Source organism: Nisaea sp. (assembly GCF_965216895.1).
Classification (GTDB): Bacteria; Pseudomonadota; Alphaproteobacteria; order Thalassobaculales; family Thalassobaculaceae; genus Nisaea.
This window is the reverse complement of record NZ_OZ244205.1, coordinates 3,084,166-3,107,853: the sequence shown is the minus strand read 5'-3', so window position 1 is coordinate 3,107,853 and position 23,688 is coordinate 3,084,166. Positions and strand designations below refer to the sequence as shown.

Genomic DNA, 23,688 nt, shown 5'->3' with positions numbered 1-23,688 from the left:
TCAGCTCCGATATGGGCACGTGTCGCGTCACCGCTAGAGAAATCATTCGGACGTGAACGCCGAACACGTGGCGGACGGACCCGGGAGGGCCCAACCGGTGCCCGCTTATACCGACAGACCGATGACATTTTTCCCACATTCGCATGACAGTCTGGTTGCAGCGAAAAATGGCGTGAACCCGCTACCTTCGCCGGATTCCGGGCACCCGCTGCGGCCGCCATCGTCAGTCGTGGAAGGATAGCTGCATCATTATGGCATCGGCATGGCCGCCATTTCCCGATTTGTAATAGTTCCGGCGCCGGTCGAAAGCCTCCATCCCGAGGTCTTCATAGAGTCGGATTGCCGGCAGATTGCCGTCCTGAACTTCGAGGAGCAGCCTCTCCGCCCCCGATTCGCGGGCCATTTGCACCGCATGCCGCATCAGCAGCCGTCCGAGGCCCCGGCGGCGATGGTCCGGCGCGACCGCGACGGTCAGGATTTCGGCGAAGTCGCCCAGGCTGCGAAAAAGCACGAACCCGGCAAGGCGCGGCTCTCCGTCCGGGTCGAGCATCGCCGCACCTGCCGTGCCGGGAGTCGCGAGCAGGTCTTCAAGCGCGGTGCGCGACCAGGGCCGCTCGAAAAGCGCGCCGTGCAGTCCGGCAGCTTCGTCGAGATACCGCTGCAGGTCCTGGTCCAGCACCATAAAGCGGCGGCTTTCCGTCATGACGCCACCGGACGCGTCACGTCGGGCGCCCGAAGATAGAGCGGTACGGCGGGACTCTCGGTGCCGGCTTCCAGCAGAGCGAGGCCGAGAGCGGAGACATGGTCGGCATCTGGCACCGTCGCCGGACTGCGGACACAGGCGTCGCCGAGCAGCGGCGCGACCTTGCCCGCGGCGTCTCCCGCCAGCAGCACCGGTACCGCGGCCGCAGAGGCCGTGAGATGCTCCGCGATGGCGTCCGCCGGCAGAGCGGCGGGTGCACCGGCCTGCACGCCGTCGGGCGTGAAGACCTGAAGGAAGAGGTCGGCGCGGCGGCTTTCCAGGAGGATTGCAAGCACGCTCCCGGCGTCCTTGGCGGCGGCGCGCGCGGCGCGTGCCACCGCGTCGAATCCGGAGACCCCGAGGACGGGGATGCCGAGCGCCTGCCCCAGCCCCTTGGCAAAGGCGAGGCCGATCCTGAGACCGGTAAAGGAGCCCGGACCGCGACTGACCGCAACCGCATCCAGATCATCGAATCCGATGCCCGCGTCCCGCATGACCGCCTCGGTCATGGGGGCAAGACGCTCGGATTGGCCCCTCGTCATGTCCTCGCGCCGCACCGCCAGCAAATCCGGGCCGCGCCGCAGGGCGACCGAGCACGCGCCGGTGCTGCTATCGATGCCGAGAATTGTGCGGGGCAGGGGCGCCATCTTATTTTCCGCCACGAAATGCGTATGTTAGAGTGACAATGCGGCCCGAAAGTGCAAATTTTCCAGTCGCATCGCTGCCTGTAAACCATGTTGGCGGACGACAGCAAAGGAATATAGCGTCTATGCCGAATCGCTCGCACTTTCGCCGCTCGGACCGGTGGGCCGCCCTCGGTTCGATCCCGGCGCGCACCGTCAAGGCCACTTTCTTCCTGGCCACCGCCTGCCTCTTCGCCCTCTTCTCCGGCCCGGTCGCGGCACAGGAAATCTCGGGAGCGGTGATCACGATGTACCACCGTTTCGGCGAAAACGACTTCCCGTCGACCAATATCCGCGTCGAGCAGTTCGAGGAGCATATCGAGGAACTCAAGAAGGAGCGGTACCACGTTCTGCCGCTTCCCAAAGTCATCGACATGCTGAAATCCGGGCAGGCCCTGGAGGACCGCACGATTGCGATCACCGTCGACGACGCCTATCTCTCGGTCTACGAACACGCCTGGCCGCGCCTGAAGGAAGCCGGTCTGCCCTTTACCCTGTTCGTCGCCACCGGGGCGATCGACCGTCAGGTCAAGGGTTACATGAGCTGGGACCAGATCCGGGAGATGCGCGATGGTGGCGTCACGATCGGCAGCCAAACCCGCTCGCATCCGCACATGACGACACTGGATCGCCTTGCGCTGGACCGCGAACTCGCGGAATCCAACCAGCGATTTGTTGACGAACTCGGCGCGAAACCGGACCTTTTCGCCTACCCCTATGGGGAATACAGCCTGCTGGTACGCAAATCCGTCGCGGATGCCGGCTTCACCGCCGCCTTCGGCCAGCATTCCGGCGTCGCCTATTCCGGCATGGATCACCTCACCCTGCCGCGTTTCGCCCTGAACGAACGTTACGGCGGAATCGACCGGTTCCGGCTGATCGCCAACGCCTTGCCGCTTCCGGTAAGCGATGTGCTCCCGGAGGACACGCTTCTCAGCGAGAATCCGCCAGCCTTCGGCTTCACTCTGGACGAGTCGATCGGCAGCCCGAAGAGCCTCTCCTGCTTCGCCTCGAGCGAAGGCGAGACCCACCTCGAATATCTGGAACAGCGCGTCGAGGTGCGGCTCAAACAACCATTCCCTCCCGGCCGCTCTCGCATCAACTGCACGATGCCCGGACCGGACAATCGCTGGCGCTGGTTCGGCACACAGTTCATCGTGCCCTGAGCGACGGAAACTCCGGCGTCAGCCGGTCTGGTTCGACGCGGTGAGGAGGTTGCGCCTGAGCAGCGCGTCATCAAGTTCCGTCAGCCGGTTCTTCTCGATCACAAGGCGCAGAATCTCGACATAGCGTTCACCGATTTCGGCGTAGGCAAGCAAACCGCCGGCAAGCCGCTTGCCGTCCAGCCGCTCTCCGTTCTCCCGCATCGACTCGCGGGCCCTGCGGAAATCGCTGTAGCTCGGATGCGTGTTGAGATTGTGGATATAGGACGACACCGAACCCATCAGCGTGTCGTACGCACGCACGACGTGACCCTCGTCGTCGGTGCGCTCCTTGGGAACGATGCCATGATCGTCGCTCCAGGCGCGTTGCCCGAAGAGGGCATTGCCGTGGCGGGCAAACCTTGAGGAACCCCAGCCGCTCTCGACCGCCGCCTGCGCCAGAGCCAAGGATACCGGCACCACGTCGACCCGGCGGTTCAGCACATCGAGAAGCGAACGGTCGATGTCTTCCGCGGAGGTCACGCCGTAACGGTCCGCCAGGCGGAACAGCCAGTCTTTCTCGGAATCCTGCAGGCCGGCGCCGTCGAGCACCCGCTCGCGCAGACGGGTCAGCCTGGCACGGTCCCGCAGGACACGTTCGTTCGCGCTGAGGACCAGCGGCAGCACCGCCGAAAAGAACAGTCTCTTCTTTCGGTCGACTTCGTCGATGAAGCCGAGATCTCCAGGCAGGCTAGAGACATAGATCGCCGGAACGAGATCCGATCCGCGGCGGATATCCTTGAGATCGAAACCCACGGTGCCAAAGACGAACTCGAGTGCCTGGGTGCTGGCCGGCTCGACGACATGAACCTTCGGCGCAGCCACGCTCTTTGACGCGCGCTCGGCATGATCCGACGACGCGGGTGCGGGTTCAACGAAAACGGAAACCTGGGTCGCCAGTGCAGCCGCACCGGCAATAAGAGCAACTATATGGAATGACGGCATTTTCAGACACTGATCTGTCATCGAAAAGAACCGTTGCCTCATTCTGCCGACAACGAACATACCGCTAGATATAGTCACAGCATTAGAGTCGCCACCGCATTTCGCACATAGCTGGTATTCGATTTGTTCTTGATTTGAATACTTACATAGCCGCGGCGCGTACTTCGCGAACCTCCGGAATGTAGTGACGGAGCATGTTTTCGATTCCCATCTTCAGGGTCGCCGTCGAGCTCGGACATCCGGCGCAGGCGCCGCGCATGTAGAGCGTCACCACGCCTTCGTCAAAGCTTTCGAAAACGATGTCTCCACCATCCATCGCCACCGCCGGACGGACGCGGGTGTCGAGCAATTCCTTGATCTGAGAGACGACTTCGCTGTCCTCGCCGTCGGCGCTGTGACCAGCTTCGGATGCCTGCGTCACGACCGGACGGCCGGCGGTGAAATGCTCCATGATCACGCCGAGCACCGCCGGTTTCATCAGGTACCATTCCTTGTCGTCGCGCTTGGCCACGGTGATGAAATCGCCCCCGAAAAACACACCGGTCACACCGTCCACGTCGAACAGCCGCTCGGCCAGGGGCGACTTGCCGGCCGCCTCCTCTTCCGAACGGAATTCGGCCGTCCCGGTTCCCATTACGTCCTGCCCCGGCAGGAATTTCAGCGTCGCCGGATTCGGCGTTTCTTCAGTCTGGATGAACATCCCATTCTCTCCTTGAGGGACCTCCGGATCGGCCAGCGCCTTCTGTTCCGTGCGCCGGTCCCGTCGAGGCCCGCGACTTTCATCTCGTCGGGCACTAAATCGGTACTATATAGAGTGACCCTGGGGGAAGCGAATTCAAGCCCACTTTTTGCCGCGAGCGTGCTGCCTTATCATTGAATTGCCGTCATGGCGCAAGGAAAGACAGTCTTTCCAGAACGGAGCCCGGATCCCTTGAAAGCGAAATCGGCGACGAATCGCCAGATCGACCCCATACGGCCGCATATCCGGATCACCCACCAGGGAGCCGACCCGGACGCGGCGCTTCCGGCCGGCAGTTCGCTCTCCGCCGAAGATCTCACCATGGCGCCCGACCGCTGGCTGATGGAGCGCTCGGCCGGGATCCTGTCGATGCGCGAGCTGATGCGCGACCTCTGCAATCTGCTGGTCGCCCAGGGCATGCCGATGCTGCGCGCCACCTGTTTCATCCGGACCCTGCATCCCCAGGCCCGCGGACGCTCGGTGATCTGGCGGAAAACCATGCGCGATCCGGAAGAACTCATGGTGCTGCACGGTATCGAAGAGACCGAGAGCTTCCAGCGCAGCCCGCTGCCGGTCATTTTCGAAGGCGCCGCGGCAATCCGCCGGCGCCTCTGCGATCCGTCGACGCCGATGGATTTCCCTGTGCTGCATGACCTGAGAGCGGAAGGGGCGACTGACTATGTCGCCATGCCGCTGAAGTTCAGTGATGGAGAACTGAACTTCGTGACCTGGACCTCCGACGCCGAGAACGGTTTCGCATCGGAACAGCTGGCGACCCTCGACACGCTTCTCCCGGCGCTCAGCATGCGGATCGAGATACTGGAGCGGCAGAAGCTGACGCGCGACCTGCTTGAGGTCTATCTCGGTCGGGATACCGGGCGCCGGGTCCTCAACGGAGCAATTCTCAGAGGCACGACCGAGACCATCCGGGCGGCGATTCTCTATGCCGACGTGCGGGGTTTCACCGCCGCCTCCGATGCCCTGCCGAGCCCTGAGATCATCGAAATGCTGAACGATTATTTCGAGATCATGTCGCAGCCGATCGAGGAACGGGGCGGAGAGATCCTGAAATTCATCGGCGACGGATTGCTGGCGATCTTCCCGCTCGGCCCCGACAGCACTGCCGGAGAAGCGGACTCGGCGCTGAAAGCCGCGATGGAGGCGCACACCCTGTTGCGCAGTCGCAACGCACTCCGGGAAAAGCACGGCAAGCCGCGGATCGAGCACGCGCTCGGTCTCCATGTCGGCGATGTCAGCTACGGCAATATCGGCAGCCCGACCCGGCTCGATTTCACCGTGATCGGCCCGGCGGTCAATCTCGCGAGCCGCCTGCAGGGGCTCGGCAAGGAGCTCGGACATACGATTCTGGCTTCAGAATCCATCGCCCGGATGGCGACGTTATCGCTGCAGACCCTCGGGAGCCATCCGGTGCGCGGCCTGCGCGCACCGGTGGAGGTGTTCACGCCCTACGGCGTGGAGCCGGTTACGACCTGAGGAAGCCGACGATCTCCTTGGCCTCGCGGATCACCGGATCGGCGATCTCGCGGGCCCGTTCGGCGCCTTTCTTCAGCACCGCGTCGACCGCCGCGGTGTCCCCGGTCAGCCGCTTCATCTCCGACCCGATCGGCCCCAGCACCTCGACGGCAAGCTCGGCGAAGGACTTTTTGAAGTCGCCGAAACCCTTGCCGGCGAACTGCTTCAGCACCGCGTCGGTCTCCGAGCCCTCCAGCGCGGCATAGATCGCGATCAGATTCTTCGCCTCCGGCCGCTCCGCCAGCTCCTCCACCGTCTCCGGGATCGGATGCGGGTCGGTCTTCGCCTTGCGGATCTTCTGCGCGATCTCGTCCGCCTCGTCGGTCATGTTGATGCGCGAATATTCAGACGTGTCCGACTTGCTCATCTTCTTGGTACCGTCGCGCAGGCTCATCACCCGGGTCGCCGCACCGAAGATCATCGGTTCCGGCAGCGGGAAGAAATCCACCCCGTACATCGAGTTGAAGGCCTGCGCGGTATCCCGCATCAGCTCCAGATGCTGTTTCTGGTCGTCGCCGACCGGCACGTGCGTGCCCTTGTAGACCAGCACGTCGGCGGCCATCAGCACCGGGTAGTCGTAGAGCCCGACGGTCGCGTTCTCGCGGTTCTTGCCGGCCTTCTCCTTGAACTGGGTCATCCGGTTCAGCCAGCCGATGCGGGCGACGCAGTTGAAGATCCAGGTCAGCTCGGCATGGGCCGGCACGGCGGACTGGTTGAAGATGATGCACTCGTCCGGATCGACCCCGGATGCGATCATGCCGGCCGCGACCTCGCGGGTGGCGCGGCGCAGGTCCGCCGGATCGTGCGGCGGCATGGTGATGGCATGCATGTCGACGACACAGAAGATCGAGTTGTAGTCGCGCTGCAGCTGCACCCAGTTGCGGATCGCGCCGAGGTAATTGCCAAGATGCAGGTTACCTGTGGGCTGCACGCCCGAGAAAATCCGGTTCATGTCACGCGATCCAAAAGACTGAAGCGAAAAAGGGCCTGATTTATCGCGGCAGGCTCGCCGGTGGTCAAGGCCGGACTGGCTCAGGCGGTGCCGCGGCGCCCGAGGGCGGCCTTCAACTCGGTCATCCGGAAGGCGCCCAGCAATGTGGCCGCTCCGAAATAGATCACCAGCGCCAGGAGGACGAAGCCGAGCAAAGCCGCGGCGCCGGGCAGCGTGCCCTGCGCGAAGAGGTGCAGCGCCGCACCCTCGGCCAGCCGCAGGCTCCCCCAGAGCGCCGCGCCCATGACCAGTGCCGATACGAGGATCCGCGGCAACCGCCAGCGGGACCGCGCGTCGAGGCGGAACACGTCGTCGCGGCGCAGCAGCCAGGCCAGCGCCAGCCCGTTCGCCCAGGAGGCGATCGCGGTTGCGAGCGCAAGTCCGACATGGGCGAGGAACTGCATCAGGATCAGGTTGAGCACGAGGTTCAGCACCACCGCACCGGCGGCGACCTTCACCGGCGTCTTGGTGTCCTCGCGGGCGAAGAAGCCGGGCTGCAGCACCTTCACCAGCACGAAGGCGGGCAGACCGGCCGCGAAGGCGATCATCGCCGCGGAGGTTGCCGCGCCGTCCGCTGCCGTGAAGGCGCCGCGCTCGAACAGCACGGTGATGATCGGATGCGCCAGCACCGCGAGCCCGACGGCGGCCGGCACGGTCAGCAGGGCGCCGAACTCGAGTGCCCGGTTCTGCGTCTCCAGTGCACCCTCGGCATCGCCGCCGCGCCACTGGCGGGACAGCAGCGGCAGCAATGCGGTGCCGATGGCCACGCCGATCACCCCGAGCGGCAGCTGGTTCACCCGGTCGGCATAGTAGAGAAAGGAGATCGAGCCGAGCGGCAGGGTCGAGGCCAGCACCATGTCGATCAGCAGGTTGATCTGCACCACCCCGGCGCCGAGCATCGCCGGCAGCATCAGGCGGAACAGCTTGCGTACGCCCGGCGTCAGCCGCGGCAGGCGCAGACGAAGCGAGAACCCCGCCCGCGAGGACGCACCGATCAGCCAGAGCAGCTGGGCAAGGCCGGCGGCGGCGACTCCCCATGCGAGCACATGACCCGGTGTCTCAAGCCGGTCCGCGAACCCGACCATTGCGCCGATCAGGATCAGGTTCAGCAGGATCGGCGCCGAGGCCATGGCGGCGAAGCGGTCGAGGCTGTTCAACACCCCGCCATAGAGCGCGACGATGGAGATCAGCGGCAGGTAGGGAAAGGTGATGCGGGTGAGCTCGACGGCGATTCCGAAGCGTTCCGGCGTCGCGACGAAACCGGGCGCCAGCACATGCATGACCCAGGGCATGGTCAGTTCCATCGCCAGTGTCAGCGCCGCCAGCACCGCGCACATCATCGCCAGCGCGTCCTCGGCGAAGCGCTTCGCCTCGGCCCTGCCGTCCGCCTCGAGCGCGCCGGCGAAGAGGGGCACGAAGGCCACCGTGAACGAACCTTCGGCAGTCAGACGACGGAAGAAGTTCGGCAGTTTGAAGGCGACGAAAAAGGCGTCTGCCACCGGTCCCGCGCCGAGAATCGCGGCGACCAGCACATCGCGCAGGAAGCCCGTCACCCGGCTGATCATGGTGAAACTGCCGACAGTCGCGGCGGCGCGGATCAGGGACATGGCGATTTCGGCTTTGTGAAGGCGACCAGGGAAGACTGCATCGGAACCGGGGCGGGAAAAAGGCCGCAGAGGATCATGAAGACCCGCCGCCGGCGCGCGGCGGCGCCGCGTCGTCGGCAAGCGCGGCCAGAAGCGCGTCACGGATTTCCCGGATCCGGGACTCCGAATCGATCTTCAACCCGAACAGGTCCTTCACGTAGAACACGTCGACAAAGCTCTCCCCGTAGGTCGAGATCTTGGCCGAGAAGATCTGGATCTTGATTTCCCTGAGGGCGCGCGCGATGCGGTAGAGCACACCCGGCCGGTCGGTCGCGTTCACCTCGATCACCGTGTGCGTGACGCTCGCCTTGTTGTCGACCAGAACCCGGGTCGGGATCTTCATCACCCGGGCCCTGCGCTCGAGGCTGCGCCGGCGCTTGACCAGTTCGGAAAGCAAATTCAGCCGCCCGGTCAGCGCCTGTTCGATCGCCACCGAGAGCTTCGCCAGCTTGTCCGGACGGTCGAAGGCCTTGCGGTCCTCGTCCTGGATCCAGAAGACGTCGAGCGCCATGCCGTTGCTGAAGGTCGCGATGCGGGCGTCGACGATGCTCGCCCCCGAGATCGCCATCGCGCCGGTGATGCGCGAGAACAGGCCCGGATGGTCCGAGGTATAGACGATGATTTCGGTCACCTCGCGGGTGGCGTCGACCCGGCTCTCGATCGCCAGCTCGCGGTCCTCGGTCTCGGCGGCGCGAACCATGCGGGCATGCCGCACATGGGTCTCGAGATCGAAGGCCAGCCAGTAATCCGCATAGCCAAGCGAGAGATGGTTCTCGAGCTCCTCCGCCGGCCAGTCGGTGAGCGCGGCGGCCAACGCCTTCTTCGCCATCTCGACGCGGCGCTTTCGGCCGGCCTCCTCGCCCTGTCCGGTGAGCGCCTCGTCTGCGGCCCAGTAGAGCTCGCGGAGCAGCGCCGCCTTCCATCCGTTCCAAACGTTCGGGCCGACCGCGCGGATGTCGGCGACGGTAAGCACCAGCAGCAGCCGCAGGCGCTCCGGCGATCGCACGATGGCGGAGAAGTCATGCACGGTCTTCGGGTCGTTCACGTCGCGCTTGAAGGCGGCATAGCTCATCAGCAGGTGCCAGCGCACCAGCCAGGCGACGGTCTCGGTCTCCTCCTCGCTGAGGCCGAAACGCGGACAGAGCCGCCGCGCGACCCGCTCGCCGAGACGCGAGTGATCGCCGCCGCGCCCCTTGGCGATGTCGTGCAGGAACACCGCCACGTAGAGCGCCCGACGGGAAATCACCTTGTGGACCACCTCGCTCGCGATCGGTGCGATCTCCGCAAGCTCGCCCTTCTCGATCCGGTGCAGGATTCCGAGCATCACGATGGTGTGCTCGTCAACGGTATAGACATGGTACATGTCGTACTGCATCTGCGCGACGACGCGGCCGAAGTCCGGCACGAACCTGCCCAGCACCTGGGCCTCGTTCATACGGCGGAAGATCCTTTCCGGACCCTGCGGCGCTTCCAGCATCTCGACGAAGAGACGGTTCGCCTCCTCGTCCCTGCGCAAGTCACCATCGATCCGCTTCAGATTCTGGGTGACCAGGCGCAGCGCGTGCGGATGCAGCTCCATGTCGTGCTTCTGCGCGGTGTGAAAAAAGCGGATGAGGTTCACCGGGTCGCGCGAAAAGATCTCGTCGTCGACCACATTCAGGCGGTCTCCATCGGCCTGGAAATCGCCAAGGTCCTTTTTGCGCTGAAATCCCCAGGACAGTCTCAGGCGCGGTTTGCGCCGGTTTTCCGCTTCGATGCTGGCACAAAAAATCCGGGTCAGATCGCCGACATCCTTCGAGACCAGGTAGTAGTGCTTCATGAAGCGCTCGACCGCGACGGCGCCGGCACGGTTGGTGTAGCCCATGCGCTTGGCGATCTCGGTCTGCAGGTCGACGGTCAAGCGTTCTTCGGCCCGGCCGGTGAGGTAGTGAAGATGACAGCGGATCGTCCAGAGCAGCTTCTGCGCCTTGGCGAACTTGCGGGCTTCCGCCGCCGTCAGGACGCCGCGCTCGACCAGGTTGGAGACCTTGTCGACCTTGTAGACGTATTTCCCGATCCAGAAGAGCCGGTGCAGGTCGCGCAGCCCGCCCTTTCCGTCCTTGATGTTCGGCTCGATGAAATAGCGGCTGTCGCCGAGCCTCTCGTGCCGCTCGTCCGCCTCGGAGAGCTTGGCTTCGACGAACTCCATTTCGGTCCCGGTCTCGACATCCTTGCGGAAACGCTCGCGCAGATCTGCGAACAGCGGCTCGGCGCCCCAGAGGTAACGGAGTTCGAGCAGCGTGGTCCGGATCGTCATGTCCGCCTTGGCCTGGCGGATGCACTCGTCGACCGAGCGCGTCGCGTGGCCGACCTTCAAGCGCAGGTCCCAGAGCAGGTAGAGGATGTATTCGACCACCTGTTCGCTGTACGGCGTCTGCTTGTAGGGAAGCAGAAAAAGCAGATCGAGATCGGAAAAGGGGGCCATCTCGCCGCGGCCGTAACCTCCGACGGCGGCGACGCAGATCTGCTCGCCCTGGGTCGGGTTGGCGTTCCGATAGATACGCGTCGTTGCCGTGTCGGCAATCACCTGGACGATCACGTCCATCAGATAGGCATTGGCGCGAACCGCCTCGGCGCCGTCATTGCTTTCCAGAAAGCGGCGCTCCACCTCGGCCCGGCCATCGTCCACCGTGTGACGCAAGAGTTTCAGCAAGACGGTGCGAAATGCCTCGGCGTTGCCGCTGTCCTGCCAAAGCGCATCGATCGCCTCGACGAGCGCTGCCGGATCCACGATCTTCTTCCGGCTCCTGATCTTCGGCGGCGGCGCGGCCACGGCGGTGTCCGTCCCGGTCCCGCTTTCCGGCATCAGATTGTCGACGGCCATGTCCTATCGCACCTCACAGATTGGCTTGTCGGACATTAGTGCAATTTCGCCCGCCACGCCACGTCCCGCGCCGCAACATGGCCGCTGGACCTCGATGGTCCCCGAAGATATGAACGAGAGGAGACTTTCTGCGTTTCCTCATCCGTTTCGGAGCGGTTCCCTTGGCAGACAATCCAGCGAGCGATGTCGTCATTGTCGGCGGCGGCGTGATCGGCAGCGCCATCGCCTATTTCCTCGCGGCGGCCTCCGGCGATCCCGGCTCGATCACTGTCATCGAGCGCGATTCGAGCTATGCCACCGCGTCCACGCCCCGCTCCGCCGGCGGCATCCGCCAGCAATTCTCCAATCCGGAAAATATCGAGATCGGGCTGTTCGGACACCATTTTGCGACCCATCTCGCCGACTATCTCTCGGTCGACGGCGAATGCCCCGACCCCGGCCTCGTCGAAGGCGGCTACCTCTTCCTCGCCGGACCGTCCGGCCTCGAGGTGCTCGGGCAGAACCATGAGGAACAGCTCCGCCTTGGCGCCGACATCGCACTGCTCGATGCCGTTGCCATTTCGGAACGGTTTCCCTGGCTGAACACGGACGGCATCGCAGGCGGCGCTTTCGGGCTGCGGCGCGAGGGCTGGCTCGACCCTAACACCCTGATGCAGGCCTTCCGGCGCAAGGCGCGCAGTCTCGGCGTGACCTATCTCGAAGCGGAAGTTACCGGCCTCGAACAGGACGGAAATCGGGTCACGGCGGTGCGGCTCGCGGATGGCGGCCGTCTGCCGGCCGGCACGATCGTCAACGCGGCCGGACCGAATGCCGGCCGGATCGCCGCCATGGCAGGGATCTCTCTCCCCGTCGTGCCGCGCAAACGCAATGTTTTCGTCTTCGACTGCCGCGAGACGCTGGAGCCCCCGGTCCCGTTGCTGATCGACCCGTCCGGGGTCTATGTCAGGCCCGAGAGCGGCGGTTATATCTGCGGCGTCTCGCCTCCGGCGGACCAGGATCCCGACGGCGAGACCGGCGATCTCGAGGTCGAGTATCACTGGTTCGAGGAGGTGGTCTGGCCAGCCCTGGCGCACCGCGTGCCGGCCTTCGAGGCGATCAAGCTGACCGGCGCCTGGGCCGGTCATTACGATTACAACACGATCGATCAGAACGGCATCGTCGGACCGCATCCGGAGCTGTCGAACTTCGTCTTCGCGAACGGTTTTTCCGGCCACGGACTGCAGCAGGCGCCGGCGATCGGCCGGGCGGTGGCCGAATTGCTCACCACCGGCGGCTTCCGGACCATCGATCTCACACGCTTCGGTTTCGAACGCTTCGCCAGCGGCGCGCTCGTGCTCGAGCGCAATATCGTCTAGCGCTCCCGTTCCTTCAGCGCCCGCAGTTCGTAGATCAGCTCGAGCGCCTCGCGCGGGGTCAGGTCGTCCGGCCGGATATCCGCCAGCCGCGCCTCGACCGCGCTCTCGACTGGGTCGGCCGCCGCCGGCGCCGGGGCGAGCGCCTGGAAGAGCGGCAGATCGTCCGCGAGGCGGACCGCGGCGCTGGCCACCTTGCCCTTCTCCAACCGTTCCAGCACTTCTTCCGCACGGGCGACGACCACGGGAGGCAGCCCGGCCAGCTTGGCGACATGGATGCCGTAGGAACGGTCGGCGGCACCGGACACGACCTCGTGCAGGAACACCACGTCGTCGTTCCATTCCCGGATCCGCATGGTGTGGCAGGCGAGGCTGTCGAGCTTGGATTCGAGCCCGGTCAACTCGTGGTAATGGGTGGCGAACAGCGCGCGGGCGCGGCTCACCTCGTGCAGATGCTCCACTGTCGCCCAGGCGATGGAGAGCCCGTCGAAGGTCGCGGTGCCGCGGCCGATCTCGTCGAGAATGACCAGCGAGCGCTCGGTCGCCTGGTTGAGGATTGTCGCCGTCTCGACCATTTCGACCATGAAGGTCGAGCGGCCGCGGGCGAGATCGTCCGCCGCGCCGACCCGGCTAAAGAGGCGGTCGACCACGCCGATATGCGCACTTTCCGCCGGCACGAAGGACCCGGCCTGGGCCATCAGCGCGATCAGCGCGTTCTGGCGCAGGAACGTGCTCTTGCCGGCCATGTTGGGGCCCGTGATCAGCCAGAGACGTTCCGGGTCCTGAAGCACACAGTCGTTCGGCACGAAGCCGCTTTCGCCCGGATTGAGCGCCTCGACCACGGGATGCCGGCCGCCGCGGATCTCGAAGGCCCGCGAGCCGTCAACCTCCGGGCGGCAGTAGCGACGCTCGACGGCAAGCTCGGCCAGCGCGGTCAGAACGTCGAGCCGTGCCAGAGCATGGGCCGCAAGCGCGATATCGTCGGCCTCGGCCAGAACCGCCTCGACAAGTTCCTGGAACAGCCCCTGCTCCAGTGCGACCGCCTTCTCGGCAGCCTGAGAGAGGTCGCGTTCCAGTTCGCCCAGCTCGACCGTTGTGAAGCGGACGGCGTTGGCCATGGTCTGGCGATGGATGAAATCCTCCCGCCCGAGCAGCTTCTCGCCATGCGCCGCCGTGACCTCGATGAAATAGCCGAGCACGTTGTTGTGCTTGATCTTCAGCGCCGACACACCCGTTTCGTCTGCGTAACGGGCTTGCAGCCCGGCGATCAGGCGCCGGCTCTCGTCGCGCAGGGTGCGGAGCCGGTCGAGCTCCGGCGCGTAACCCTGGGCGATGAAGCCGCCGTCGCGGGCCAGCAGCGGCAGCTCCGGTGCCAGCGCGCGCTCCAGCCGGTCGGTCAGCGGCACGTGATAGCCGAGGTCCTCGAAGATCACCTTCGCTTCCGCGGGCGCACCGCCGGCATCGCCGGTCAGACCGCTGGCCATCGCATCGGCGCGGGCAAGCTGGTCACGCAGCGGCCCGGTGCCGGAAAGTCCGTCCCGAATCGCCGCCAGGTCCCTCGGTCCACCGCGGCCGAGCGCCAGGCGGGACAGCGCCCGTTCGACATCGGGCAGAGCGCGCAAAGTGTCGCGGATCTCGCCGCGCAGCCGTTCGCCCTCGCGAAAATGCGCGACCGCATCGAGGCGGCGGGATATCTCGGCGACATCCGTCACAGGCGCCGAAAGCCGCTGCGCCAGCAAACGCCCGCCGGCGCCGGTCACTGTCCGGTCCAGCACGCTGAGCAGCGAGCCGCGCTTTTCCCCGCCGAGGGTGCGAAGGATCTCCAGATTGCGCCGGGTCGAGGCATCGATTTCCACCAGGCCGCCTGCCTGCCAGCGGCGCGGCGCCTGCAGCCGGGGCATCGAGGAAATCTGGGTCAGTTCGAGATAATCGACGAGGGCGCCCGCCGCCGCCAGTTCCGCCCGCTCGAAGGCGCCGAAGCCTTCCAGCGACGAGACCTCGAAGAGCGTCTCGAGACGCCGCCGCCCGTTCTCGCTGTCGAACCGGCTCGCAGGCTGCGGAACGCTTGCGCCGCTCCATTCCTCGAGCAGGGTTGCGAAACCGCTTTCCGGCTCCAGCAGGGTGTCCGGAAACAGCAGCTCGCTCGGCCCGATTCGCGCCAGCGCCGCACCAAGCCCGGCGGCAGTTACCGGCTGGGCATGGAAATCGCCCGTCGACACGTCGATCCATGCAACGCCGAACCCGTCCTGCGCCTTCGCGAGCGCGGCCAGGTAATTGTTGCTCCGGGCGTCGAGCAGCGCGTCCTCCGTGATCGTCCCGGGCGTCACCACCCGGACGACCTCCCGGCGCACCACCGACTTGGACCCTCGCTTCTTGGCCTCGGCCGGATCCTCGGTCTGCTCGCAGATCGCGACCCGGTAGCCCTTGCGGATCAGGCGGGCGAGATAGCCTTCGGCGGAATGGTGCGGCACGCCGCACATCGGGATCGGCTCGCCGCCATGCTGGCCTCGCTTCGTGAGCGTAATGTCCAGCGCCGCCGCCGCCTGTTCCGCATCCTCGAAGAAGAGCTCGTAGAAATCCCCCATGCGGTAGAACAGCAATGCGTCGGGATGCCGGTCCTTGACCTCGAAATACTGCTGGAACATCGGCGTCGCTTCCGCCCGGGCGCGGGAGGAGACGGGTGCTTCGGCGGGTTTGCTGTCGGAAGGCGAAATCGTGTTCACGGCCGGAATGTCACTCGGGTCCCAATGGCATCGAAAGGCGCGGCGCGGGCCGCTTCGAAAACGGCGGCGACCTTAACATGAGGGCGGCGGCCACTTCCAATGCGGAGAAACCGGCAATGCCCGGAAGCGGTCTCGTCCGGGCACGATTATGGATTTCGATTCCGGGATATGAAATTGCCCCTGCCGCCGGGCCCGCCTATCGTGAGCTAATCCTATTTAACTTTATGAACTGAAGCGGCACGGACGGCCCGGTCCGCCCGCAATCCATCGGGCCAACAAGAGTTCTCAGGGAGAGAAACGTCATGGATGATGCGAAGCGCATGCTTGAGGTGGAAGCGCTGGAATTCCACGCCTCGGGACGGCCCGGCAAGCTGGAAGTCGCCGCCACGAAGAACCTGACCACGCAGCGCGAGCTCGCCCTCGCCTACTCGCCCGGCGTCGCCTACCCCTGCCTCGCCATCGAGAAGGATGAGAGCAAGGCTTACGAATATACCGCCAAAGGCAATATCGTCGCGGTGATCTCGAACGGCACCGCCGTGCTCGGCCTCGGCGATATCGGCGCCCAGGCTGCCAAACCGGTGATGGAGGGCAAGTCCGTCCTCTTCAAGCGCTTCGCCGATGTCGACGGCTTCGATCTCGAGGTCGATACCAAGGATGTGGACGAGTTCGTCAACTGCGTGCGCTTCCTCGGCAAGACCTATGGCGGCATCAATCTCGAGGACATCAAGGCGCCGGACTGCTTCATCATCGAGCAACGTCTGAAGGAGATCATGGACATCCCGGTGTTCCATGACGACCAGCACGGCACAGCCATCATCACCTCCGCCGGCATGATCAACGCGCTCGACCTGACCGGGCGCTCGATCGAGACGGCGAAGATGGTCGTGAACGGCGCCGGCTCCGCCGCCATCGCCTGCGTCGAGCTGCTGAAATCGATGGGCATGAAGGACGAGAACGTCATCCTCTGCGACAGCAAGGGCGTGATCTACCAGGGCCGCGACGGCGGCATGAACCAGTGGAAGTCGAAGCATGCCGTCGACACGCCGCTCCGCACACTGGAAGAGGCGGTCAAGGGCGCGGACATCTTCTGCGGCCTCTCCGTCAAGGGCGCGATGACACAGGAAATGGTGAAGTCCATGGCCCCCCGGCCGATCATCTTCGCCATGGCCAATCCGGATCCGGAAATCACCCCGGAAGACGTCGCAGCGGTCCGTCCGGACGCGATCGTCGCCACCGGCCGGTCCGACTACCCGAACCAGGTAAACAACGTTCTCGGCTTCCCCTACATCTTCCGCGGCGCGCTGGACGTCCGGGCGAGCGAGATCAATGACGCGATGAAGATCGCCGCCGCCAACGCGCTGGCGGAACTCGCCCGCGAGGACGTGCCGGACGAGGTCGGCAAGGCCTATGGCAAGACCCTGCACTACGGCGAGGGCTACCTGATCCCGGCGCCGTTCGATCCCCGGCTGATCGTCAAGGTCTCCTCCGCCGTCGCCCAGGCGGCGATGGATACCGGCGTCGCCCGCAAGCCGATCAAGGACATGAACGCCTACCGTGCCGAGCTCGGCGCGCGGCTCGATCCGACCTCCTCCAGCCTGCAGGTCATTTTCGACCGGATCCGCGCCAATCCGCGCCGGGTCGTGTTCGCCGAGGGCGAGGAGGAGCGGGTGATCCGCGCCGCCGTCGCTTTCCGCAACGGAGGCTACGGAACGCCGGTGCTGATCGGCCGCGAGGAAGTGATCAAGGAACAGGTGGCGAAACTCGGCGTGAAGGGCGCGGAAACCCTCGAGGTCCACAATGCGCGGCTCTCGGAGCACAACGCGGCCTATACCGAGATGCTCTACAAGCGCCTGCAGCGGAAGGGTCATATCCACCGCGACTGCCAGCGCATGGTGAACCAGGACCGCAACGTCTTCGGCGCCTGCATGGTCGCCGCCGGACATGCCGAGGCGATGGTCACCGGCCTCACCCGCAATTTCGGTGTGACGCACGAATACGTCACCCGCGTGCTCGACCCCAAGCCGGGACAGCGCGTGATGACCTATTCCATCGTGATCTCACGCGGCAGGACGATTTTCATCAGCGACACCAACGTGAACGAGCTGCCGAGCGCCGAGGAACTCGCCGACATCGCGATCCAGACTGCCGAGCAGGCCCGCGCCTTCGGCCACACGCCGCGGGTCGCGCTACTCTCCTTCTCCAATTTCGGCTACCCGCCCCGGGAGAAGGCTGTGCGCATCCGGGATGCTGTGAAGGTGCTCGACGAGCGCGGGGTCGATTTCGAGTATGACGGCGAAATGTCCGCCGACATCGCGCTCGACCACGATCTGATGAAGCGGAACTATCCGTTCTGCCGCCTGACCGGACCGGCCAACGTATTGGTCATGCCGGCGCTGCATTCCGCCAACATCACCTACAAGATGCTGCAGTCCATCGGCGGCGCGGCCATCATCGGCCCGATGCTGGTCGGCCTGGAGAAGCCGGTTCAGATCGTGCAGATGAGCGCGACCGTGACCGATCTGGTCAATGCGGCAGCGATCGCGGCGCATGACGCGCTGACCGACTAGACCAATCGGGGATTGGTCCGGACGGCACGCATCCCGGACCTGGGAGCGTGCCGTTCTTTCGGTTTTTGTCGGTTTTCGGCTCCCGGATATGTTTTCCGGGCGGTATGATAGAAACCGTCACACTCCGGGAGTTAGTGATCCCGGTCAGGTGAGCCGCCAAGGCGCCGGCCTGAGAGAAACCGTCCCTAGATCGAAAGAGCATGAGCGAACAGCCGAGCGAAACGGAGTCCGGTACGACGAACGACCTTCCCGTCGCGCTGCCGCTCTGGGACGTGTTCCGTGGCGGCCTCGTCGTCTCGCTGCCGGCGGCAATCGCGCTCGGCGTCATCACGGCGCTCGATGCGGTGGAGCCGCTGCATGCCGTCGGCGCGTGGGGCGTGTCCCTCTTGGTCGCCATGGCCATCGTGCGCCGGCATTACAGCCTGCTTGTCACCATCAAGCGGCACATCCAGCGCCGCGCCGGCTCGAACGCGCCGGAGCGGGCCTCGAAAGCGGACGACGTGCTCTCGAACATCGCGGACGGGATCGGCGAGACCGCGGAGCTGGCCTCGGCCCTGACCCGCCTCTTCCGCGCGACGGCCGACCGCCGCAACCAGCTTCAGGCCCTGAACGAGCGGCACGTCTCGATCATCGACAATATCCCGGACCCGCTGCTGTTCCTCAACCAGAAGGGCCGGGTGCAGAGCATGAACAGAGCGGCGCGCGAGCAGTTCGGTGGCCGCATCATGGGCCGCGAACTGTCGCAGGTCGCGCGCGACCCGGCCTTGCTCGAAGCCGGCGATGCCGTGCTGGCCGAGGGCGGCTTCCGCACCGTGGAGATCTCGCTCTCGGATCCGGTGGTCCGGGTTTTCAACATACGGATCGAGGCACTTCCCGGCGAAAAGGAGGAGCAGCGCTCGGCCCTGGTGATCTTCCGCGACCTGACCGAAATCCGCCGGATCGAGAGTATGCGGGTCGATTTCGTCGCCAATGTCAGTCACGAACTGCGCACGCCGCTCGCCACCCTGCATGGCTTCATCGAAACCCTGCGCGGCCCGGCCCGGGACGATCTCGAAGCGCATGAGCGGTTTCTCGAGATCATGGACCAGCAGACCAGCCGCATGACCCGCCTCGTCACCGATCTGCTGTCGCTCTCGCGCATCGAGGCGGCGGAACATACCGCACCGGACCAGGAAGTGGCGCTGCGCCCGCTGGTCGAACATATCGCGGCGGCGACGGAGTTGAGCGCGGCCCGCCGCGGCATCCGCATCGCGCAGGAGATCGACCCGGCGCTCCCACCGCTGATCGCCAACAGCGACGAGATTTCGCAGGTGCTCCAGAATCTGGTTGAGAACGCGGTCAAGTACGGCCCCGAGCAGAGCACGGTCACGATCCGCGCCGCCGTCGCCGCCGATCTGCCGGCCGCGATCACACTGCAGGCCGAGGATATCGTGGCCATCAGCGTCATCGATCAGGGCGACGGGATTCCGCGCGAACACATTCCGCGCCTGACCGAGCGTTTCTACCGCGTGGACACGGCGCGCTCGCGCGAAATGGGCGGAACCGGACTCGGTCTTGCGATCGTCAAACATATCGTCAGCCGGCACCGGGGGGCGCTGACGATCGACAGCAAGATCGGAAAAGGCAGCACATTCACGGTCTTCATTCCGTGCAAGGCTTCCGGCGTCATGAAAGAGCAACATTTCGCCGCCGGCTGAAACAAAAGCTTCACATTTTCGTAGTAATACGGACTCCGGACCAGCGTAGGAACGGGACGTCCTGACATACACGATGTCAGGTTCAACCGATCACACTCCTATGTCCCGGAGGCAAAATCGTGCTTAAGAATTCCCTTCTCAAGGCAATCCCGCTCGCCCTCGCCGGTGTTGTCGCCGTTGCCGCGGCCGCGGAAGCCCGCGACCAGATCCGCATCGTCGGATCCTCGACCGTTTTCCCGTTCTCCACGTCGGTTGCCGAGACCTTCGGCAAGACCAGCGGCTTCAAGACGCCGGTTGTCGAAAGCACCGGCTCCGGCGGCGGCCTGAAGCTGTTCTGCGCCGGCGTCGGCGTCCAGCATCCGGACATCACCAACGCGTCGCGCCGGATCAAGTCTTCGGAAGTCGAGACCTGCGCCAAGAACGGCGTCACCGACATCGTCGAGGTCAAGATCGGCTTCGACGGCATCGTCATCGGCAACGACAAGAGCGGCGCGTCGCTCAACCTGACCAAGCAGCAGATCTTCCTGGCCCTCGCCGCCGAGGTTCCGGTTGACGGCAAGCTGGTCAAGAACCCCTACACCAAGTGGTCCGAGATCGATCCGTCCCTGCCGGATCAGGAAATCGAAGTCCTCGGCCCGCCGCCGACCTCCGGTACCCGCGACGCCTTCGTCGAGCTGGCGATGCGCCCGGGCGCCAAGTCCTTCAAGATGCTGGCCGACATGCGCAAGGCCGACAAGAAAGCCTTCCGCAAGATCTCCGACTCCATGCGCGAAGACGGCAAGTTCATCGAAGCCGGTGAGAACGACAACCTGATCGTCCAGAAGCTGCAGGCCAACCCGGCCGCCATGGGCATCTTCGGCTTCAGCTTCCTCGACCAGAACAGCGACAAGATCAAAGGCGCCTCGGTTGCCAGCGTGCAGCCGACCTTCGACAACATCGCTGCCGGCGAATACGGCATCTCCCGCTCCCTGTTCTTCTATGTGAAGACCGCCCATATCGGCGTGGTTCCGGGCATCGAGGAATATGTTGCCGAATTCACCGCCGAAAAGGCGATCGGCGACGACGGCTACCTGACCGACAAGGGTCTGATCCCGCTGCCGACCGCCGACCGCGAGAAGTATCGCTCGGCTGCCGCCAACAAGACCAACCTGACCATGTAATCAGGTTGCGGGAGAGGCGGTTCGCCGCCTCTCCCCTGTCTTCATGGATCCGCACCCCTGCGGCGTGGGTCCATGAAGACAGGGATCTGTTCCGCCCGGACTGTCACGGCGGACGCCAAACAACCTTTGCCGGCGGAGCGCCATGAACAGCTTTTTTCTCATTCTGGTTGTTATCGGCCTCTCGGTGGCCGGATATGCCGTCGGACGGGCCCGATCCGTCATCGCCGCATCGGGCGATCTCCGCATCCTCCACTCCCTGCCCAGCTATTACGGCATGTTCGTCGCCCTCGGCTGCGGCCTGCCCGCCATCCTGCTCCTCGCGCTCTGGCTCGTCATCCAGCCGCAGATCATCGAGAGCATGGTGATGTCCGGCCTCGATCCCTCGATCGCACCGCAGAATCCCGACGAATACTCGCTGCTCCTGACGGACATCCGGAACCTTTCGAGCGGCAATGCGGTCAGCCGGGAGGCGAGCCCGGCGATCCAGGCCGCGACCGATCGCTACGTGACGCTGCAGTCGATCGGTTTCTGGTCCATGGTCACGGCGGTCGTCTGCATGGCGCTTGCCGGCCTCGTCTGGGCGCGCTCGCAAGTGAGCAGAACCTTCCGGGCCCGCAACGCTGTCGAGAACATCATCCGCGGGCTGCTGATCGTCTGTTCCATGATCGCGATTCTGACCACTGTCGGCATCGTGCTCTCGCTGATCTTCGAGAGCATCCGGTTCTTTGCCCGGATCCCGTTCTTCGACTTCCTCTTCGGGATCCACTGGAGCCCGCAGACCGCGATCCGCGCCGAGCAGGTCGGCGCGTCGGGCAGCTTCGGCGCCGTGCCGCTCTTCGCCGGCACCATGCTGATCACCCTGATCGCCATGCTGGTGGCCGGACCGATCGGGCTGCTCTCGGCGATCTACATGGCGGAATACGCCAATCCGAAGTTTCGTGCTGTCGCCAAACCGATGCTGGAAATCCTCGCCGGCATCCCGACCGTGGTCTACGGCTTCTTCGCCGCCCTGACGGTTGCACCGCTGATCCGGGGCTGGGGTGAGGGATTGGGACTGAGCGTGGCCTCGGAGAGCGCACTGGCCGCCGGTCTGGTCATGGGCATCATGATCATCCCCTTCGTCTCCTCGCTCTCGGACGACGTGATCAATTCCGTGCCGCAATCACTCAGGGACGGCTCCTACGGGCTCGGCGCCACCAAATCCGAGACCATTCGCCATGTCATCATCCCGGCCGCCCTGCCGGGCATTGTCGGCGCCTTCCTGCTGGCGGTCTCGCGGGCGATCGGCGAGACCATGATCGTGGTCATGGCCGCCGGTCTCGCCGCCAACCTGACGGCGAACCCGCTCGAAGCGGTCACCACGGTCACGGTGCAGATCGTCACCCTCCTGGTCGGTGACCAGGAATTCGACTCGGCCAAGACACTCGCGGCCTTCGCCCTCGGTCTGGTGCTGTTCTTCGTTACCCTCGGTCTGAATGTGATCGCCCTCCGGGTGGTCCGGAAATATCGGGAAAAATATGACTGACACGATCATGAACTCGAAGCCGGCCACCGAGGTCCGTCGTCCCGTCGGCGCCGCAGAGCGGCTCAAGAAACGGTACGCCGCAGAGCGCCGTTTCCGGCTCTACGGTCTCTGCAGCATTTTCGCCGCCGGCCTGATGCTCGTGTTCCTCGTCGGGAGCATCGCCGGGACCGGCTGGAGTGCGTTCCTGCAGACCTACGTGCAGCTCGAAATCCATTTCGATCCGGAATACCTGGATCCGGCGGGCACCGGGGACCCGGCCCAGCTCAAGAGCGCCGATTATGGCGGGCTGATGAAGAAAAACCTGCGCAACAACTTCCCCGAGGTCAGCGGCCGGAGCGACAAGCGCAAGCTCTACAGCTTCATCTCCCCGAATGCCGGCTTCGACCTGCGCACCAAGCTGATCGACGACCCGTCGCTGGTCGGCACAACGCGGACGCTCTGGATCAAGGCCTCCGACGATATCGACATGCTGACCAAGGGTTATGTCGACCGGACCGTGCCGGAATCGGACCGCCGCGTCACGGACAAGGAGCTGGTCTGGTACGACAAGCTCGACAATGCGGGCGGCATCGAGATCCGGTTCAACACCGATTTCTTCCTGAAGGCGGACAGCCGCGAGCCCGAAGAAGCCGGCATCCTCGGCGCCGTGACCGGGTCGGTCCTGACCCTGCTGATCACCCTTCTGCTGTCCTTCCCGGTGGGCGTCATGGCGGCGATCTATCTCGAGGAATTCGCGCCGAAGAACCGGTGGACCGACCTGATCGAGGTGAACATCAACAACCTCGCCGCGGTTCCCTCCATCGTCTTCGGCCTGCTCGGGCTGGCGATGTTCCTGAATTTCTTCGGCTTTCCGCGCTCCGCACCGCTGGTCGGCGGCATGGTGCTGGCGCTGATGACGCTGCCGACCATCATCATCGCCGCGCGCTCGGCCCTGAAGGCGGTGCCGCCCTCGATCCGCGAGGCCGCGCTCGGTCTCGGCGCCTCGCCGCTGCAGGTCGTCACCCATCACGTGCTGCCGCTGGCGATGCCGGGCATCCTGACCGGCACCATCATCGGCATGGCCCAGGCCCTCGGCGAGACCGCGCCGCTGCTGATGATCGGCATGATCGCCTTCATCGTCGACGTTCCGGGCGGTTTCACCGACCCGGCGACCGTGCTACCGGTGCAGATCTATCTCTGGGCGGACAGTCCCGAGCGCGCCTTCGTCGAGCGGACCTCCGCCGCGATCATGGTGCTGCTGACTTTCCTGATTTTCATGAATTTCGTGGCCGTCTTGCTCCGCAAGAAGTTCGAACGGCGCTGGTAAGATAACCGAAGAGC

At 65.0% G+C, this 23,688-nt stretch carries 16 protein-coding genes; 8 read left to right on the top strand and 8 right to left on the bottom strand.

The genetic code is table 11. The annotated features are described in order from the left end of the window. Window positions 1-223 precede the first annotated feature (223 nt). Complete coding sequence (locus tag ACOOE1_RS15005) at window positions 224-703, bottom strand: GNAT family N-acetyltransferase (RefSeq protein WP_420403007.1); 480 nt, start codon at window positions 701-703, stop codon at window positions 224-226. Then, window positions 700-1,389, bottom strand: a complete 690-nt coding sequence (tsaB, locus tag ACOOE1_RS15000) for a tRNA (adenosine(37)-N6)-threonylcarbamoyltransferase complex dimerization subunit type 1 TsaB (RefSeq protein ID WP_420403006.1) — start codon at window positions 1,387-1,389, stop codon at window positions 700-702. The genes ACOOE1_RS15005 and tsaB overlap by 4 nt, the downstream gene beginning before the upstream one ends. 122 nt (window positions 1,390-1,511) lie before the next feature. Here tsaB and ACOOE1_RS14995 point away from each other — a divergent pair, with 122 nt between their 5' ends. Beyond that, on the top strand, window positions 1,512-2,591 hold the full coding sequence (locus ACOOE1_RS14995) for a polysaccharide deacetylase family protein (RefSeq protein WP_420403005.1): 1,080 nt from the start codon (window positions 1,512-1,514) through the stop codon (window positions 2,589-2,591). 18 nt (window positions 2,592-2,609) lie between these two features. Here ACOOE1_RS14995 and ACOOE1_RS14990 read toward each other — a convergent pair whose 3' ends face one another. Together ACOOE1_RS14990 and ACOOE1_RS14985 are read right to left on the bottom strand one after the other, a co-directional pair. Further along, window positions 2,610-3,452 (bottom strand): glucosaminidase domain-containing protein, encoded by an 843-nt coding sequence (locus ACOOE1_RS14990; protein ID WP_420403004.1) that lies wholly within the window; start codon window positions 3,450-3,452, stop codon window positions 2,610-2,612. 262 nt (window positions 3,453-3,714) lie between these two features. Further along, entirely contained in the window at window positions 3,715-4,272 is a 558-nt protein-coding gene (locus ACOOE1_RS14985) for a NifU family protein (RefSeq protein WP_420403003.1), read from the bottom strand. Between the two features lie 231 nt (window positions 4,273-4,503). Between ACOOE1_RS14985 and ACOOE1_RS14980 the strand changes: the two genes are divergently transcribed. Next, window positions 4,504-5,805 carry an adenylate/guanylate cyclase domain-containing protein gene (locus ACOOE1_RS14980; RefSeq protein ID WP_420403002.1) on the top strand — a complete coding sequence of 434 codons (1,302 nt, stop codon included), beginning with the start codon at window positions 4,504-4,506 and terminating at the stop codon, window positions 5,803-5,805. Here the strand turns inward: ACOOE1_RS14980 and trpS are convergent. From trpS to ACOOE1_RS14965, 3 genes are all read right to left on the bottom strand, one after another. Further along, window positions 5,795-6,796: a tryptophan--tRNA ligase gene (trpS, locus tag ACOOE1_RS14975; RefSeq protein WP_420403001.1), complete on the bottom strand. Its 1,002-nt coding sequence runs from the start codon at window positions 6,794-6,796 to the stop codon at window positions 5,795-5,797. The two genes, ACOOE1_RS14980 and trpS, sit on opposite strands and share 11 nt — an antisense overlap. Window positions 6,797-6,876: 80 nt before the next feature. Beyond that, window positions 6,877-8,442 carry a murein biosynthesis integral membrane protein MurJ gene (gene murJ, locus ACOOE1_RS14970; RefSeq protein WP_420403000.1) on the bottom strand — a complete coding sequence of 522 codons (1,566 nt, stop codon included), beginning with the start codon at window positions 8,440-8,442 and terminating at the stop codon, window positions 6,877-6,879. 73 nt (window positions 8,443-8,515) lie between these two features. Continuing rightward, window positions 8,516-11,344: a [protein-PII] uridylyltransferase gene (locus ACOOE1_RS14965; protein WP_420402999.1), complete on the bottom strand. Its 2,829-nt coding sequence runs from the start codon at window positions 11,342-11,344 to the stop codon at window positions 8,516-8,518. Window positions 11,345-11,505: 161 nt separating this feature from the next. Between ACOOE1_RS14965 and ACOOE1_RS14960 the strand changes: the two genes are divergently transcribed. After that, window positions 11,506-12,699, top strand: a complete 1,194-nt coding sequence (locus ACOOE1_RS14960) for an NAD(P)/FAD-dependent oxidoreductase (RefSeq protein ID WP_420402998.1) — start codon at window positions 11,506-11,508, stop codon at window positions 12,697-12,699. On the opposite strand, the gene mutS is transcribed toward ACOOE1_RS14960, so the two are convergent. Beyond that, complete coding sequence (gene mutS, locus ACOOE1_RS14955) at window positions 12,696-15,341, bottom strand: DNA mismatch repair protein MutS (protein WP_420406439.1); 2,646 nt, start codon at window positions 15,339-15,341, stop codon at window positions 12,696-12,698. The genes ACOOE1_RS14960 and mutS overlap by 4 nt on opposite strands. A 380-nt stretch (window positions 15,342-15,721) precedes the next feature. Here mutS and ACOOE1_RS14950 point away from each other — a divergent pair, with 380 nt between their 5' ends. The 5 genes from ACOOE1_RS14950 (at window position 15,722) to pstA (ending at window position 23,674) form a co-directional block, all read left to right on the top strand. Then, entirely contained in the window at window positions 15,722-17,986 is a 2,265-nt protein-coding gene (locus ACOOE1_RS14950; protein WP_292881914.1) for an NADP-dependent malic enzyme, read from the top strand. A 200-nt stretch (window positions 17,987-18,186) separates the two neighbouring features. After that, on the top strand, window positions 18,187-19,683 hold the full coding sequence (locus ACOOE1_RS14945) for an ATP-binding protein (protein ID WP_420402997.1): 1,497 nt from the start codon (window positions 18,187-18,189) through the stop codon (window positions 19,681-19,683). A gap of 119 nt (window positions 19,684-19,802) precedes the next feature. Then, the gene (locus ACOOE1_RS14940; protein WP_420402996.1) at window positions 19,803-20,843 is read left to right on the top strand and encodes a PstS family phosphate ABC transporter substrate-binding protein; all 1,041 of its coding nucleotides are present in this window, start codon (window positions 19,803-19,805) and stop codon (window positions 20,841-20,843) included. A 142-nt stretch (window positions 20,844-20,985) separates the two neighbouring features. Further along, window positions 20,986-22,368 carry a phosphate ABC transporter permease subunit PstC gene (pstC, locus tag ACOOE1_RS14935; protein WP_420402995.1) on the top strand — a complete coding sequence of 461 codons (1,383 nt, stop codon included), beginning with the start codon at window positions 20,986-20,988 and terminating at the stop codon, window positions 22,366-22,368. Beyond that, window positions 22,361-23,674, top strand: coding sequence for a phosphate ABC transporter permease PstA (gene pstA / locus ACOOE1_RS14930; RefSeq protein ID WP_420402994.1), 1,314 nt, complete (start codon window positions 22,361-22,363; stop codon window positions 23,672-23,674). Before pstC ends, pstA begins: the two co-directional genes overlap by 8 nt. Window positions 23,675-23,688 lie beyond the last annotated feature (14 nt).